General features: G+C 73.5%; 11 protein-coding genes. 6 read left to right on the forward strand and 5 right to left on the reverse strand.

The window, feature by feature from the left end; genetic code table 11:
* Window positions 1–27: 27 nt before the first annotated feature.
* Window positions 28–1,068 carry a glycosyltransferase family 2 protein gene (locus AB0B01_RS15995; protein ID WP_361718360.1) on the reverse strand — a complete coding sequence of 347 codons (1,041 nt, stop codon included), beginning with the start codon at window positions 1,066–1,068 and terminating at the stop codon, window positions 28–30.
* 174 nt (window positions 1,069–1,242) lie between these two features.
* On the opposite strand from AB0B01_RS15995, the gene AB0B01_RS16000 reads away from it, so the two are divergent.
* Complete coding sequence (locus AB0B01_RS16000) at window positions 1,243–2,754, forward strand: LCP family protein (protein WP_361718363.1); 1,512 nt, start codon at window positions 1,243–1,245, stop codon at window positions 2,752–2,754.
* A 6-nt stretch (window positions 2,755–2,760) separates the two neighbouring features.
* Here the strand turns inward: AB0B01_RS16000 and AB0B01_RS16005 are convergent, their stop codons facing one another.
* A complete protein-coding gene (locus AB0B01_RS16005) occupies window positions 2,761–3,312 on the reverse strand; it encodes an acyl-CoA thioesterase (protein ID WP_356853454.1) in 552 nt (183 codons plus the stop codon).
* Window positions 3,313–3,444: 132 nt separating this feature from the next.
* On the opposite strand from AB0B01_RS16005, the gene AB0B01_RS16010 reads away from it, so the two are divergent.
* Entirely contained in the window at window positions 3,445–4,809 is a 1,365-nt protein-coding gene (locus AB0B01_RS16010; RefSeq protein ID WP_361718366.1) for an LCP family protein, read from the forward strand.
* Window positions 4,810–4,872: 63 nt separating this feature from the next.
* On the forward strand, window positions 4,873–5,865 hold the full coding sequence (locus AB0B01_RS16015; RefSeq protein ID WP_361718369.1) for a DNA-3-methyladenine glycosylase 2 family protein: 993 nt from the start codon (window positions 4,873–4,875) through the stop codon (window positions 5,863–5,865).
* 229 nt (window positions 5,866–6,094) lie between these two features.
* Here the strand turns inward: AB0B01_RS16015 and AB0B01_RS16020 are convergent, their stop codons facing one another.
* The 3 genes from AB0B01_RS16020 to AB0B01_RS16030 form a co-directional block, all read right to left on the reverse strand.
* The gene (locus AB0B01_RS16020) at window positions 6,095–7,399 is read right to left on the reverse strand and encodes a coenzyme F420-0:L-glutamate ligase (protein WP_361718372.1); all 1,305 of its coding nucleotides are present in this window, start codon (window positions 7,397–7,399) and stop codon (window positions 6,095–6,097) included.
* A complete protein-coding gene (gene cofD / locus AB0B01_RS16025; protein ID WP_361718375.1) occupies window positions 7,396–8,355 on the reverse strand; it encodes a 2-phospho-L-lactate transferase in 960 nt (319 codons plus the stop codon). Before cofD ends, AB0B01_RS16020 begins: the two co-directional genes overlap by 4 nt.
* Before the next feature lie 112 nt (window positions 8,356–8,467).
* On the reverse strand, window positions 8,468–8,962 hold the full coding sequence (locus AB0B01_RS16030) for a cysteine dioxygenase family protein (protein WP_361718378.1): 495 nt from the start codon (window positions 8,960–8,962) through the stop codon (window positions 8,468–8,470).
* Between the two features lie 642 nt (window positions 8,963–9,604).
* Between AB0B01_RS16030 and AB0B01_RS16035 the strand changes: the two genes are divergently transcribed.
* From AB0B01_RS16035 to AB0B01_RS16045, 3 genes are all read left to right on the forward strand, one after another.
* Window positions 9,605–9,868 (forward strand): WhiB family transcriptional regulator, encoded by a 264-nt coding sequence (locus AB0B01_RS16035; protein ID WP_003983763.1) that lies wholly within the window; start codon window positions 9,605–9,607, stop codon window positions 9,866–9,868.
* Between the two features lie 249 nt (window positions 9,869–10,117).
* Window positions 10,118–13,735, forward strand: a complete 3,618-nt coding sequence (locus AB0B01_RS16040; protein ID WP_361718381.1) for a glycosyltransferase — start codon at window positions 10,118–10,120, stop codon at window positions 13,733–13,735.
* Window positions 13,732–15,210, forward strand: coding sequence for a DUF5719 family protein (locus tag AB0B01_RS16045; protein WP_361718384.1), 1,479 nt, complete (start codon window positions 13,732–13,734; stop codon window positions 15,208–15,210). The genes AB0B01_RS16040 and AB0B01_RS16045 overlap by 4 nt, the downstream gene beginning before the upstream one ends.
* Window positions 15,211–15,338: the final 128 nt, after the last annotated feature.

Consider the following 15,338-nt stretch of genomic DNA (forward strand, 5'->3'; position numbering starts at 1 on the left):
CGACAGCACCACCGGGCCCCTTCCGGGTCACGGCAGCCGGGGCTGGACCTCGGTGGTGTCGCGGAGCACGGCCGGGCGGCGGCTCGCGATGACCTTGTCCGCAAGAGCGCGCGGGCTGGTCAGGAACCCGAAGCCCCAGGACATGTGCATGGTCGCCATGGCCACCGGGATCTGCGCGCGGGACTTGAGCGAGAGCCCCTTGCCCGCCGGGACGGAGCCGAGGCCGATCGCCGCGAGGTAGCCCGCCGGGATCACGAACGCCCACGGGGTCACGGTCGCGCCGACCACCACACCGGCTGCGATCGCGCAGACGGCGGCCGGAGAGGCGAGGTAGCGCAGGTTGATCGAGCCCGAGTGGTAGCGCGCGACCACGTGGCGCCAGCGCCCGTAGTCCTTGTACTGCTTGGCGAGCGCCCGTACGGAGGGCCTCGGGCGGTACTGGACCTTCAGCTCGGGCGAGAACCAGATGAGCCCGCCGGCCTCGCGGATGCGGAAGTTCAGCTCCCAGTCCTGGGCGCGGATGAACTCCTCGTTGTAGCCGCCCGCCCGCTCCAGCGCCTCGCGGCGGAACACCCCCAGGTAGACGGTGTCGGCCGGGCCCGCCTTGCCGCCCGTGTGGAACGCGGCGTTGCCGACTCCCAGCCGGGAGGTCATCGCGGCGGCGACGGCCTCCTCCCAGGCGTTCTCGCCCTCGGCGTGCATGATGCCGCCGACGTTCTGCGCGCCGGTCTCCTCCAGGAGGCGGACCGCGGTGGCGATGTAGTTCGGCGAGAGCATGCCGTGACCGTCGACGCGTACCACGATCGGGTGTCGCGAGGCCTTGATGGCGGCGTTGAGGGCGGCCGGGGTACGGCCGGAGGGGTTCGGAACGGTGACGACGCGGGGGTCCTCGCGTACGAGCTCGGCGGCGATCTCGTCGGTGCGGTCCGTGGACGGCCCCAGCGCGATCACCACCTCCATCTCACCTGCGTACTCCTGTCCGAGGATGTGACGGACGGAGTCACGCAGGTGGCGCTCCTCGTTGAGCACCGGCATGATCACCGAGACTGCGGGCTGCTGGGCGGGCATGTGGTCCTTCACGGTCGGGTATCGGTGTCACGTTACCGCGTACGGGGGAAACGGGTGCGCGCCGCCTGATCGGTCGGGACAGACGCTGATCGTATGGGCCTACTGTTCTGACGATCTGCCTTATATGCCCGGGTCGCCCCTTTCGGCCCCTGCTGCCTCGCGGAGGTGTCCCCCGTGCCCCAGCCGCACCGACCCACCCGAACCGCCAGGCCCCCGCAGCCGCCCCGTGCGCGCCGCGGCGGTGCCCCGGCCCGGCGCCGGGGCACCGGGCCCCGGTGGGGGGTACGGCTCGCGGGCGGGCTCGCGGTGCTGGTGCTGGGCTCCGGTGCCGTCGGCCACGCCGTGATGACCGGAGTGGACACCGGGATCGAGCGGGTGGACCCCTTCAAGGACATGAAGAACCGCCCGGAGGCGGGGCACGGGCTGAACATCCTGCTGGTCGGCACCGACGGCCGCGACAAGATCACCCAGCGGGACAAGCGCGAGTACCGCCTCGGCGGCGACCCCTGCCACTGCACCGACACCGTGATGCTCGTACACCTGTCCGCCGACCGCGAGCGGGCCAGCGTGGTCAGCCTGCCCCGCGACAGCTACGCGCAGCTGCCCGCCCACCGCGACGACTCGACCGGGCAGCAGCACGGACCCCACCCGGTGAAGCTGAACGCCGCCTATGCGGAGGGCGGCCCGCAGCTCACCGTCCGCACCGTCGAGAGCATGACCCGGGTCAAGATCGACCACTACCTGGAGGTCGACTTCACCAGCTTCATGAAGACGGTCGACGCCCTGGGCGGCGTGGAGATCTGCACCGCCAAGACCCTCCGCGACGAGAAGACCGGCCTGGACCTGCTGCCCGGAACGCACCGGCTGCGCGGCGGAGAGGCCCTGCAGTACGTCCGCTCGCGCCACGTGGACGGCGCCGCGGACCTCGGCCGGATGCAGCGCCAGCAGCGGTTCCTCGCCGCACTGGTCAAACAGGCCACCGGCAGCGGGGTGCTGCTGAACCCGGTGAAGTTCAAGGAGGTCAGCTCCACCCTGCTGAGCTCCGTCCGGGCCGACCGGGGCTTCGGCTCGGAGCAGATGCTCGCCCTGGGGCAGGCCATGCGCGAGTTCAGCCCCTCCTCCTCGGAGTTCGCCTCGGTGCCGGTCGGCGACCCCTCCTACCCGGTCAAGGGCATCGGCTCCACCGTCAAATGGGACGAGCCGAAGGCCGCGAAGCTCTTCCAGGCCCTGCGCGACGACCAGCCCCTCGCACCGCCCCGCCCGCCCCGCCCGACACGCACGTCCGCTCCGGGCCGGCCCTCTGCGCCCCCCGCGGTGCCGGTGGACGTCCCCCCACAGCAGATCAGGGTGCGGGTGGAGAACGGCACCCGGATCGACGGGCTGGGCGGCCGCGTGGACGCCGCGCTGCGCGGCACCGGCTTCGACACCACCGGCGCCCCGGGCAACGGCGCCGGACGCAACGTGAAGCGCACGGTGATCGCGTACGACCCGCGCTGGGACCGCTCCGCCCGTACGGTGTCCACCGCCCTGCCCGGCAGCGAGCTGCGGCCGGTGCGCGGCCAGGGGCGTACGGTGCTGGTGATCGCCGGCGCGGACTACAAGAAGGTGGTGCCGGTCCGGCCGGAGGACCCGTCCGAGGGGCCGTTCGGCGTGGTCAGCGGGGACCAGGTCGTCTGCGGCGGCTGAGCAGGCTCAGTCGTCGTCGAAGCCCTGGGCCGCCCGCTCCTCGCGCAGGGCCATGATCGCCCGGCGCCGGGCCAGCCGGTGGGTGCGGCGGATCTGCGCCTCCTGGTTGCGCCGTCGGTCCTGGTCGCTCTCGGGGAGCACGGGCGGGACCGTACGCGGCTTGCCCTCGGAGTCCACGGCGGTGAAGACGAGGTAGGCGCTGCCGACCTGGGTGGCCGGGGTCGACTCGTTCCAGCGCTCGGCGAGGACCCGTACGCCGATCTCCATGGAGGAGCGGCCGGTCCAGTTGCACTGGGCCTTCACGTGGACCAGGTCTCCGACGCGGACCGGGGCCAGGAAGGCCATCTCGTCCATGGACGCCGTCACGGCCGGGCCGCCCGAGTGGCGCCCGGCGACGGCTCCGGCCGCGTCGTCCACCAGCTTCATGATCACGCCGCCGTGCACCGTGCCGAGGAGGTTGGTGTCGTTGGCCGTCATGATGTGGCTGAGGGTGGTCCGTGAGGCGGAGACCGGCTTGCCCTGCGGGTCCTGCGCCGGTTCGCCCGGTATCTCTGTCATACGGCCACCTTAAAGGCCCGTCTTCCGGATCATGCCCGGAAGCCGTCGCGGATGCATCAGCTGTGCAACAGCACCGATACGAAGCCCTCCCGGACTGTCCTGCACCTCACGCGACCGGGCATCCTAGGCCGCATGAGTGAGTGGCCAGAAGGGCGCGGCGACGCCCGCGACGACGGGTACGGGCGCGCCAGCGCACAGGCGCAGCCGGATGGCGCGCGCCGGATGCCGCACGTCCGGCGCCGGCAGCAGGGGCTGCCGCAGCAGCAGCCCCAGCGGCCCGCGCAGCCGCAGCAGCCCCCCGCCCGGCCGGGCCGCCCGCCCGCGTACGGGGTGCCGCCGCAGCACGCCCAGGGCCACGACTCGTACGAGGGCGGCTACGACAGCGGGTACAACACCGGCCAGGTCTACGGCGCCCCCCAGCGGCCCGGCGGCCCGGGAGGGCCGGGCGGGCCCCGCAGGCCGGGCGGTCCCGGCGGTCCCGGCTCCAGCGGGGACCCGCTCCACGTCGTGGCGCACGTCGACTGGCGCAGGCGGATCAAGATCGGATCGATCGTGCTCGTCTCGGCGCTGCTGGCGACCGGTATCGGCACCTACTTCTGGGCCGACTCCAAGGTGCGTCGCGAGGTCGACCTCTCCAAGGTCATCGAGCGCCCGAAGGAAGGCGACTGCACGACGTACCTCATCGTCGGCTCCGACAGCCGCGAGGGCATGTCCGACGAGGAGAAGAAGAAGCTCCACACCGGCTCCGCCGAGGGCAAGCGCACCGACTCGATGATGATCCTGGCGTCCTGCTCCAGCGGGAACACCATGGTCTCCCTGCCGCGCGACTCCGACGTGGAGATCCCCTCGTTCGTCGGCTCCGAATCGGGCAAGAAGTACGCCGGCACGGGCAAGCACACCAAGCTCAACGCGGCCTACGCGGACGACGGCCCCGAGCTGCTCGTGCGCACCGTGGAGTTCAACACGGGCCTGCGCATCGACCACTACGCGGAGATCGGCTTCGCCGGCTTCGCCAACATCGTGGACGCGCTCGGCGGCGTGGACATGAACATCGAGAAGGGCTTCAAGGACGAGAAGTCGGGCGCCGACTTCAAGGCGGGCCAGCAGACCCTCAACGGCGAGCAGGCCCTGGCCTTCGTACGGACCCGGTACGCCTTCGCCGAGTCCGACCTCGCCCGGACGAAGAACCAGCAGAAGTTCCTGTCGACGCTGGCGAGCCAGGCGGCGACGCCGGGCACGATCCTCAACCCGTTCAAGCTCTACCCGGTCCTGGGCGCGGGCCTGGACACGCTGATCGTGGACAAGGACATGTCCCTATGGGACATGGGCGAGATGTTCTTCGCGATGAAGGGCATCAGCGGCGGCGAGGGCGTCTCGATGAACATGCCCATCGCGGGCGAACGGGGCGGCAACCTCCTGTGGGACAAGCCCAAGATGCAGCAGCTGGTCAAGCAGATCCAGAACGACGAGAAGGTGACGGTCACCGGCAACCGCTGACCGTCACCGGCGGCACCCGCTGACCGGCACGGGGCCCTCCCCCGGGAGGGCTACGCTCAGGGGGTGGCCGGCCGATACGAACCCCTCACCCGCGCCGCCGTACGCGGCGGGCGGACCCGCGTGCCCGCGGGCAGCGGACAGCGCGCGGAAGGCGCGGCGCGGGAGCGGGCGTGGACGCCCGCGGGCCCCGTGGACCTCGGCCTGATCCTCGGCCCGCTCAGACGCGGCCCGCACGATCCCACCTTCCGCACCACCCCCGACGGGTCGGTCTGGAAGACCAGCCGGACACCCGACGGCCCCGCCACCCTCCGCGTCACCTGCCACGCCGGCACCGTCCACGCCGAAGCCTGGGGGCCCGGAGCCGACTGGATCCTCGACGGGCTGCCGCGGCTGCTCGGCGACGGCGACGACCCGGCCGCGTTCGTCCCCCGCCACCGCCTCGTCCACGCCAGCCACCGCCGCCGCCCCGGCCTGCGCCTGACCAGAACCGGCCTGGTCCTGGAAACCCTGATCCCGACCATCCTGGAGCAGAAGGTCACCGCCGACGAGGCGTACCGGGCCTGGCGCCGGCTCGTACGCCAGTACGGGGAGCCCGCGCCCGGCCCGCAGGACATGTCCGTCGTGCCCGACGCCCGGACCTGGGCCATGATCCCGTCCTGGGACTGGCACCGGGCAGGCGTCGACATGAAGCGCTCCGCCACCATCGTCCGCGCCGCCCGCGTCGCCGGCCGGCTCGAAGAAGCCGCCGCCATGGAACTCCCGGCCGCGGTACGCAGACTGGAGGCCGTCCCCGGAATCGGCCCCTGGACCTCCGCCGAGACCCTCCAGCGCAGCAACGGCGCACCCGACGCCGTCACCACCGGCGACCTCCACCTGCCCGGCATCATCGGCTACGCCCTCGCCGGCAACCGCGACGCCGACGACGCCGCCATGCTGGAGCTCCTCGCCCCCTACGCCGGGCAACGCCACCGCGCCGCCCGGCTGATCCTGCTCGCGGGACGCATCCCACCCCGCCGCCACCCGAAAATGCCGAAGACGGACATCGGCCTGCTCTGAACATCCCTTTTTTCGGGCTCGGTTCGCCTCCGGGGCGCTGGTGCCGGCTCCAGGAGGGCGTACGTCCTCGAAACCGCTCGTTCCTCACGGTTTCTCCGGGCGCTCGCCCTCCTTCGCCGGCGCGCCCCTTCGGCTCACTCGCCGGGGGTAGACGTCGGGCGGAGGGGAATAGCCGTCGGGACGGGCCGATGGCGCACGCGCCCGCCGCCGGCGGGCCCCGGTCGGGGGATCAGCGGGTCTCGATGAACTCCTCCGCAGAGCGCACCGGCCGCTCCCGCGGAGGGGCGGCGGCGTGGCCCACGGCCACCGCGCCCATCGGGTCCCAGTGCTCCGGCAGCCCCAGCACCTTGCGCACCACGTCCCGGCAGAACATCGTCGAGGACACCCACGCCGAGCCCAGCCGCTCACCGGCCAGCGCGACCAGGAAATTCTGCACGCCCGCGCCCATCGCGACCACGAACATCTCCCGCTCCGCCGCGTCCCGACGGGCGTGCCCGTAGTCGTGCGCCCCGTCCATCACCATGCAGGGGACGACCAGGTACGGGGCGTCCCGCAGGACATCGCCCCGCCGCAGCCGCTTCTCGATGGACTCCGGGGACTTCCCGTCGCGCCGCAGGTCCTCGATCCAGGCCTCGCGCATCGTGTCGACCAGCTCCCGCCGCGCCGCCGCCGACTCCAGCAGCACGAACCGCCACGGCGTCGTGTGGTGCGGCGCCGGAGCCGTCACCGCCGCCGCAACCGCCCGCCGGACCGCGCCCGGGTCCACCGGCTCCGCCGTGAAGGCCCGTACCGTACGGCGCAGGCTCACGGCCTCCCGTACCGCCTCCGAGGTCCCGAGTCGGAACATGTCGTCGGCCGCGGAACGCACCAGATCCGCCGCCGTGGAGCCCTCGCCGCGCACGTGGTCCAGCCCGCGCACCACCGCCACCGGCAGCCCGGCGGCCTTGCCCTTGACGAGGTCGCCGGCCGCGGCGAGCTCGTCGGCGGTCGCGACCACCGTCGAGCTCAGCGGATTGCCGTGGGTGTCGGTACCGCCGCGCAGGTCGTCCAGGACCCGTACGCCGCTCGCGCCGATCGCCACGTCGGTGAGCCCGGCGCGCCAGGGCCGCCCGAAGGTGTCCGTCACGATCACCCCCAGGTCCACACCGAGCCGCTCGCGCAGCCCCGCGCGCAGGGCGGCGGCGGAGGCGTCGGGGTCCTCGGGCAGCAGCAGGACCGTGCCCGGCTCGGTGTTGGAGGCGTCGACGCCCGCGGCCGCCATCACCAGCCCCTGCCGGTTCTCGACGATCCGCAGCGGCCCCCGGCGGGCGACCACGCGGACCGTCTCCGCGTCGATCGCCTCCTCGCGGGAATCGGCGTGGACGATCCGGCCCTCCGCCTTGGACACGATCTTCGAGGTGACCAGCAGGACGTCCCCGTCCCGCAGATCGGGTGCCGCGTCCGCGATCAGCCCGGCGAGGTCGTCGCCGGGCCGGACCTCGGGTAGGCCCGGCAGCGCCCGCACCTCGTACGAGGGCACGTGCCCGGCGCTCACCGGGAGGCCTCGGCCAGGTCCAGCGCGGCCCGCGCCATCTCGGCCGTCGCGGCCGCATCGGTCATCATCAGCGGCACGGCACGGCAGGCGATCCCGGCGGCCTCCACCTCGGCGACGGCAGCGGCGTCGGTCGTGTCGACGAGCCAGCCGTCGAGCAGTCCGCCGCCGTAGTGCAGGGCGACGGCCGCGGCGGTGGACTCGACGCCGACGGCGGCGAGCACTTTGTCGGCCATGCCGCGCACGGGCGCGCCCCCGACGATGGGGGAGAGTCCGACCACGGGCGCCGCCGCGGCGGCCACCGCCTCCCTGATGCCCGGCACGGCGAGGATGGTGCCCACCGAGACCACCGGGTTGGACGGCGGGAAGACGATCACATCGGCTGCGGTGATCGCCTCCAGCACCCCGGGCGCGGGCTTGGCCTGCTCGGCGCCGACGGGTACGACGGCCTCTGCGTCGAGCGAGGCGCGCAGCTTGACCCAGTACTCCTGGAAGTGGACGACCCGGCGTTCGCCGGTGGCGGGGTCGGTCACGGCCACGTGGGTCTCGACGCGGTCGTCGGACATGGGCAGCAGCCGCACCCCGGGCTGCCAGCGGTCGCAGAGCGCCTCGGTGACGGCGCTCAGCGGGTAGCCGGCGCCGAGCATCTGCGTGCGGACGATGTGGGTCGCGAAGTCGCGGTCGCCGAGCCCGAACCAGGTGGGTCCGACCCCGTACGCCGCGAGTTCCTCCTTGACGGTGAAGGACTCGTCGGTGCGGCCCCAGCCCTGGTCCTCGTTGATGCCACCGCCGAGGGTGTACATCACCGTGTCCAGATCGGGGCACACCTTGAGCCCGAACAGGTGAATGTCGTCACCGGTGTTGCCGATGACCGTGATGTCCGCGTCGGGAACCGCCGACTTGAGTCCGCGGAGGAAACGGGCGCCGCCGATGCCGCCGGCCAGAACAACAATGCGCATGCAGACAGTCTGTCAGCCGCAGGCTGCCGAGGGGCGGTGGTCGGGCGACGGGCGGGACTGTCAGCCGCAGGCTGTCCGCCGAGGGGCGGTGGTCGGGCGACGGGCGGGGCCGTCAGGCCGGTACGGACTCCCGCCGGGCCGGGGAGCAGCTGTGCATCGGCATCTCGGTCAGGCCGGGGAAGTACACGTGCAGGCTGACCGCCCCGTCGAGCGCGTCGTTGACGACCTCGTGGGCGTAGCCGGGGGCGAAGACGCGCTGGGCGCCGGCTGCGAGCGTGAGCGGCCCGCGCGGGCCGTGCTCGGTGAGCTCGCCTTCGAGGACGGTCAGCACGCCGGAGGAGGCCCCGTGGTCGTGCAGGCCGCTGCCCTGGCCGGGGACCCAGCTCAGCAGCCAGACCTCGTATCCGGGGCCGGTGCGCAGCCGGTGGTACCAGCGGGTGGTGGCGTCGTAGCGGACCAGGTGCTGCCAGCTCGCGCGGTCCTCGGCGATGGAGCGGGCGAGGCCGGCGAACTCGGCGACGGTGGCCGGGTGTTCGCGGGCGGGCTGCAGGAGGTGCTGGACGGAGAGGATGTCGCCGGCGATCTGGAGGTCGCTGTCGTTGTTCATCGTGGGGGAGTCCTCGACGGATGTCAGTCGTGCTGGCGGTCGCTGTGGGGGTGGCCGGAGCTCAGGGGAGCCGAAGCTCCGAAGGCATCAACAGCTGCAACAGCAACAGCGAACCTGGGCAGCGCACAGGAACCCACGAATGGGGGTCCGGGTGGCGGCTGCGGTCACTGACATGGAGACAAGGAGAGCGGGTCCGAGGTCGGACTGTCAACCCAATGTCCGGTTTGGCGCAAAAGTTTCATCTGATCTGGTTGCCCTGCGGGGAGAAAGGTTTGTGCAACGCGGGCCCGGGCACAAGGCGCTGCACGTCGCACCGTTCGCACCATCCAAACCCGACGCGCCCTCTCGTGATCGGACTGTGATCTGCGCCGCTTCTTTGGCTTGATCGCAACCGCGCCGCCGAGTGGCACGTCGATTGCGGGTGAACCCGGGCGCAGTGGGACACCCGCGGCATGTGTCACGATTTTTGGCGATATGAACACTTTCTGTATAGGCTTGGTTCCGCAGAGTGAATAAGGGGCCCAATAGCAGATCTCGGCTTGACTGCGCCGGAGCACCGCACTTGTAATTTCACTCGTGTCGTTACGTAGCAATGAGTAACGGCAACACCACGGGGACGCACAGACAGAGCGAGGGGCGCACATGACCGAGCTGTTTCAGGAACTGCTGGTCGAGGAGGCGGACGAAGAGCTCGGATGGCAGGAGCGCGCTCTGTGCGCCCAGACCGACCCCGAGTCCTTCTTTCCCGAGAAGGGCGGCTCCACCCGCGAGGCCAAGAAGGTCTGCCTCGCCTGCGAGGTCCGCTCCGAATGCCTTGAGTACGCCCTCGCCAACGACGAGCGTTTCGGCATCTGGGGCGGCCTGTCCGAGCGCGAGCGCCGACGCCTGAAAAAGGCCGCGGTCTGACATCCCACGACATATCGCCCGGCCGCGCCGGCGGTACGACGAGCCAACTCCACAAGCACGGCAAACGGTCCGCCTCCTGCACCTTCCCCGCTGGAGGCGGACCGCTGTGTTCCCAGCCGTTAGTGTGGGGCGCTGTCCAGCAGCCTCCGGGGGCACACCACCCCCGGAACTCCCCCGGACTTCGTCCGGGGGTACCCCCACCCCCGGACCGCGCCCGGGGAGGAGCCAGGCCGGAGGGCCAGTAGAGCGATGTCCCTGCACAGCCAGTCGACGGCCTCCTACCAGGCCGGCGCCACACCCGAGTTCCCCCGGCACGTCGTCACCGCCGTCCTCGTCGCCCACGACGGCGCCCGCTGGCTGCCCAGGACACTCGCCGGGCTCCTCGGCCAGGAACGCCCCGCGCAGAACCACATCGCAGCCGACACCGGCAGCGCCGACGAATCCGCGCGCCTGCTCGGCGAGGCCCTCGGCGAGGACCGCGTCCTCCACCTCGCCCGCCGCACCGGATTCGGCACCGCGGTGGACGAGGCCGCCCGCAGCGCGGGCGTCCTGACCCCCGAGGACCTCCCGTACCTCAAGCGCCCCAGCGGCTGGGACCCCGTCAGCCGCACCTGGCGCGACGACGCCTACGACCTCCCCGAACTGCCCCACGGCGAACCCGTCCAGTGGCTCTGGCTGCTCCACGACGACAGCGCACCCGAACCCGACGCCCTCACCGAACTGCTGCGCGTCGCCGAGGAAAACCCCGACGCCGCCGTCATCGGCCCCAAACTGCGCGGCTGGTACGACAAGAAGCAGCTCCTCGAAGCAGGCGTCACCATCGCCCGCAGCGGCCGCCGCTGGACCGGCCTCGACCGCCGCGAACAGGACCAGGGCCAGCACGACCAGGTCCGCCCCGTCCTCTCCGTCTCCAGCGCCGGCATGCTCGTACGCCGCGACGTGTACGACGCCCTCGGCGGCTTCGACCGCCGCCTGCCCCTCATGCGCGACGACGTCGACCTGTGCTGGCGCGCCCAGAGCGCCGGACACACCGTCCTCGTCGCCCCCGACGCCGTCATGCGCCACGCCGAGGCCGCCGCCCGCGAACGCCGCACCGTCGACTGCGCGGGACGTACGAGCGCCAGCCCGCACCGCGTCGACAAGACCGGCGCCGTCTACACCGTGCTCGTCAACAGCTCCGGCCCCGCCCTGCCCTACGTCCTGCTGCGCCTCGTCCTCGGCACCGTCCTGCGGACCCTGGCCTACCTCGTCGGCAAGGCCCCCGGCCAGGCCGTCGACGAGTTCACCGGCCTCCTCGCCGCCCTGCTGCGCCCCGGCCGCATCCTCGGCGCCCGCCGCAGACGCGGCCGCCCCGCCGTCCCCGCGAAGGAACTGCGCCCCCTCTTCCCGCCGCCCGGCGCCACCCTGCGCGCCAACGCCGAACAACTCGCCGGGTACTTCGGCGCCGACCGCGACACCGACACCCACGCCGTCGGCCGCCACGGCGGGGCCGTCGAGTCCGGCCCCGGCGGGGACGACGCCGACTACCTGGAGATCGAACAGTTCGCCCGCCTCAAGCGGATCGCCCGCAACCCGGCGCCCGTCCTGTTCGCCGTCCTCCTGCTGGTCTCCGTCATCGCCTGCCGCGCCCTGCTCGGCGGCGGCTCCCTGATGGGCGGCGCCCTGCTGCCCGCCCCCGACAGCGGACTCGACCTCTGGCGCGGCTACACCGACGACTGGCAGCCCGTCGGCACCGGCTCCACCGCCGGAGCGCCCCCCTACCTCGCCGTCCTCGGCGCCTTCTCCACGGTGCTGTTCGGCTCCACCCAGGCCGCCCTGACCCTGCTGCTGGTCTGCTCGGTCCCGCTCGCCGGACTGACCGCCTACTTCGCCTCCCGGCCGCTGGTCGAGTCCCGGCTGCTGCGCGCCTGGGCCGCCGTCGCGTACGCCTTCCTGCCCGCCGTCACCGGGGCCCTCGCCGGCGGCCGCCTCGGCACCGCCGTCCTCGCGATCCTGCTCCCCCTCATCGCCCGCTCCGCCGTCGCCGCCTTCGCCCTCACCGGAGCCGACGGCGGCCGCGGCAGCCGGCGCGCCGTGTGGACGTACATCCTCCTGCTGACCCTGGCCACCGCCTTCACCCCCGTCGTCTGGCCGCTCGCCGCCGTCCTCGGGACGGCAGCGCTCGTACTGCGCCGCGCCGAGTGGAAGACGTACGGCCTGCGGCTGCTCGCCGTACTCACCGTCCCGCTCCTCGTCCTCGCCCCCTGGTCGCTGAGCCTGCTCACCCACCCCGGCCGGCTCCTCCAAGAGGCCGGCCTGCGCTACGGGACCGGCTCGGCCACCGCCCTCGACCTGCTCGGCATCAGCCCCGGGGGCCCCCGCGCCACCGCCGGAGTCCTGCTCGGCGGCGTCGTCCTCGCCGCACTCGCCGCCCTGCTGCGCACCGAGCGGCAGTTCGCCGTCCGCACCGCCTGGGCCACCGCCCTGGCCGCCCTGCTCCTCGCGGCCCTCACCAACCGCACCGGTTGGGCCGGCCCCGCCACCCTGGTGTACGGCCTCGCCCTGCTGGCCGCGGCCGTCCTCGGCGCCGACGGGGCAAAGGAGCGGGTCGCCGCCAGCAACTTCGGCTGGCGCCAGCCGCTCGCCGCCCTGATCGCCCTCGCCGCCGCCGCGGGCCCGCTGCTCGCCGCCGCCGGCTGGATGATCAGCGGCGCGAACGGACCGCTGGAGCGGCGCGACCCCGTACAGGTGCCCGCCTTCGTCGCCGAGGAGAGCGGAACCCGCGACCAGGCCCGCACTCTCGTCCTCGGCGCAGCCTCGCCCGCCGTCGTCTCCTACACCCTGGTCCGCGGCTCCGGCGGCCGCCTCGGCGACGCCGAACTCGCCGCCGAGACAGGCAGCAGCCCGCAGCTCGACAAGGTGGTGTCCAGTCTCGTCGCCGGATCCGGAGCCGACCAGAGCGACCAGCTCAGCGGTTTCGCCATCCGCTACATCCTGGTCCGCGACGGCGCCCCGCCGCAGATGCACAAGGTCCTCGACGCCACTCCCGGCCTCAGCCGGATGAGCCAGCTCGACGGCAGCGCCCTGTGGCGGGTGGACCGCCAGGTCGTCCGCGCCGCCATCGTCTCCGGCAAGCCGGGCGAGGCCCCCATCCCGGTCGCCTCGGGCCCCGTCGAGGCCCACACCAAGATCCCGGCGGGCGAGGCGGGCCGGGTGCTGCGCATCGCCGACCGCGCCGCCCCCGGCTGGCAGGCCACCCTCGACGGCAAGCCCCTCAAGCCCAAGACGCTGGACGGTTGGGCGCAGGGCTTCGAACTGCCCGCCGCCGGAGGCCGCCTCGACCTCGTCCACGAGGACGCCCTCACCCGGACCGCCTGGCACTGGACGCAGGGCCTGCTCGCGCTGGTGCTGCTGGTGATGGCCCTGCCGGGCCGCCGCGCCCGGCTCGACGACGACCTGCCGGAGGAGGAGGCCGAGGTCGCCGCCGAGCGGTCCGCCGCCCCGGGCGAGGCCGCCGGGGAGGGCCGCCGGGCCCGCAGGCTCCGTGCGGAGGCCGAGTCCGCGCAGGCCGGGGCCGCCGCGGCGGCGGAGCCGGAGGGCGCGGTCGCCGACCCGTACGCGCAGATCCCGGCGCAGCCGGCGTACGGGGAGGAGACGTACGCGTACCCCTCGTACGGCGACCAGGGCTACGGCTGGGAGCAGCCCCAGCAGCCCCAGCAGCCCCAGCAGCCGCCGTACACCGTCCCGGAGCAGTACCCGTACCCGCAGCAGGACCAGGACCCGCAGCAGCCGTACGGGCAGCCCGGGCAGCAGCAGTACCCGTACCCGTACTCGTACGACACCTACGGACAGCACGACCCGCGTCCGGACGGGAGCCCCCAGCAGTGAAGCGCGCACCCCTGACGCTGGCGGCGGTGGCCGCGGCCCTGGCCGCCGTCACCGGCATCGCCCACCTCGCCGCCCCGGCCGCGCCCGCCGCCGACGCCAAGACGGCAGCGGCGGCCCGGATGCCGGTGGAGCGGTCCGCGCTCGTGTGCCCGGCGCCCAGCTCCTCGGACATCGCGGAGACCACGTACACCTCGATCACTCCCGGCACGGCGGGCGCGGGCGGCAAGGGCACCGCCCGGCTGCTCGGCGCGACCAAGGAGGCCAAGCCGGTCCTGGAGCTCAAGGAACGCGGCAAGCCGGCCGGGGCCGCCGCCTCTGGTGCCGAGGCGCCCGCGCTGACCGGCACGGCCGACGGGATCCTCGCGCCCGGCTGGACCGCCCAGCAGACCACGAAGGTCTCGGTCGGGCGGGCGCGCGGCGTGCTCGGCCTGGGCTGCACCGCGCCGGGCACCGACTTCTGGTTCCCGGGAGCGAGCACCGCCAAGGGGCGCGAGGACTACGTGCACCTCACCAACCCGGACGACACCGCGGCCGTGATCGACATCAAGATGTTCGGCCCGGACGGGGTGGTCAAGACCGAGCCGGGCACCAGCGAGAACATCCGGATCGACCCCAAGTCCAGCAAGTCCGTCTCCCTGGCCTCCCTGGCGCCCGGCGCCCAGTTGGCCGACCTCACCGCGCATGTGACGACCCGCGCGGGCCGGGTCGGCGCCTCGGTGCAGGTCGGCGAGGAGGGGGTCGGGGCCGACTGGCTGCCGGCTTCCGTGGACCCGGCGGGCTCCCTGGTGCTGCCCGGGATCCCGGCGGACGCCACCTCCGTACGGCTGGTCGCCTTCGTGCCCGGCGAGGAGGACGCGGACCTGGGCATCAAGTTGGCCGGGCCGAACGGCTCGATCACCCCGGCCGGCAACGAGCAGCTGCACGTCAAGGCGGGCATGACGGCGAGCCTGGACCTCAAGGACGTCACCCGCGGCGAGCCCGGCTCGCTGCTGCTGGCCCCGGCGGCCGGGAAGAAGGCCGTGCCGGCGGTGGCCGCCGTCCGCGTGGTCCGCGGCAGCGGCGCCAAGCAGGAGCTCGGCTTCGTCCCCGCGACGGCGCCGGTCGGGACGCGGGCCACGGTCGCCGACAACCGGGCCGACGAGAACGCGACGGTGCTGTCGCTGACGGCGGCCGGCGGAGCCGACGCGAAGGTGAAGGTGACGGCGTCGGCGGCCACGGAGGCCGGTGAGGCGGCGGTCAAGGAGCTCACCGTCAAGGCGGGGACGACGCAGGTGCTGTCCCTGGCCCCGGCCGGAGCCAAGGGCGTGTACGCGCTCACGGTCGAGACGGTCTCCGGCGGCCCGCTCTACGCGGCCCGCACGCTCACGCTGCCGCACGAGGGCATCCCGATGTTCACGGTCCAGCCGCTGTCCGACGACCACGCGATGGTGTCGGTCCCCAAGGCCGCCCAGGACCTCACGGTCCTGACGCAGTAGCCTGGCGGTCGCGGACCCCGCCGCGGCCCGGACCCCGGTCCTGGCCGGGGCCGGGGGCCACCGTGGGCCGCGGCCACCCCACCAGCTACCCCGCCAGCGCCACCACCATCACGGGCACCCCCACGCCC

The sequence above is a fragment of the Streptomyces sp. NPDC044571 genome, from assembly GCF_040647115.1.
Lineage (GTDB): Bacteria > Actinomycetota > Actinomycetes > Streptomycetales > Streptomycetaceae > Streptomyces.

Coding starts and splice junctions, on each gene's coding strand:
- AB0B01_RS16005 (WP_356853454.1), bottom strand. CDS start 3,312: ATGACAGAGATACCGGGCGAACCGGCGCAGGACCCGCAGGGCAAGCCG.
- AB0B01_RS16010 (WP_361718366.1), top strand. CDS start 3,445: ATGAGTGAGTGGCCAGAAGGGCGCGGCGACGCCCGCGACGACGGGTAC.
- AB0B01_RS15995 (WP_361718360.1), bottom strand. CDS start 1,068: ATGCCCGCCCAGCAGCCCGCAGTCTCGGTGATCATGCCGGTGCTCAAC.
- AB0B01_RS16035 (WP_003983763.1), top strand. CDS start 9,605: ATGACCGAGCTGTTTCAGGAACTGCTGGTCGAGGAGGCGGACGAAGAG.
- AB0B01_RS16040 (WP_361718381.1), top strand. CDS start 10,118: ATGTCCCTGCACAGCCAGTCGACGGCCTCCTACCAGGCCGGCGCCACA.
- cofD (WP_361718375.1), bottom strand. CDS start 8,355: ATGCGCATTGTTGTTCTGGCCGGCGGCATCGGCGGCGCCCGTTTCCTC.
- AB0B01_RS16030 (WP_361718378.1), bottom strand. CDS start 8,962: ATGAACAACGACAGCGACCTCCAGATCGCCGGCGACATCCTCTCCGTC.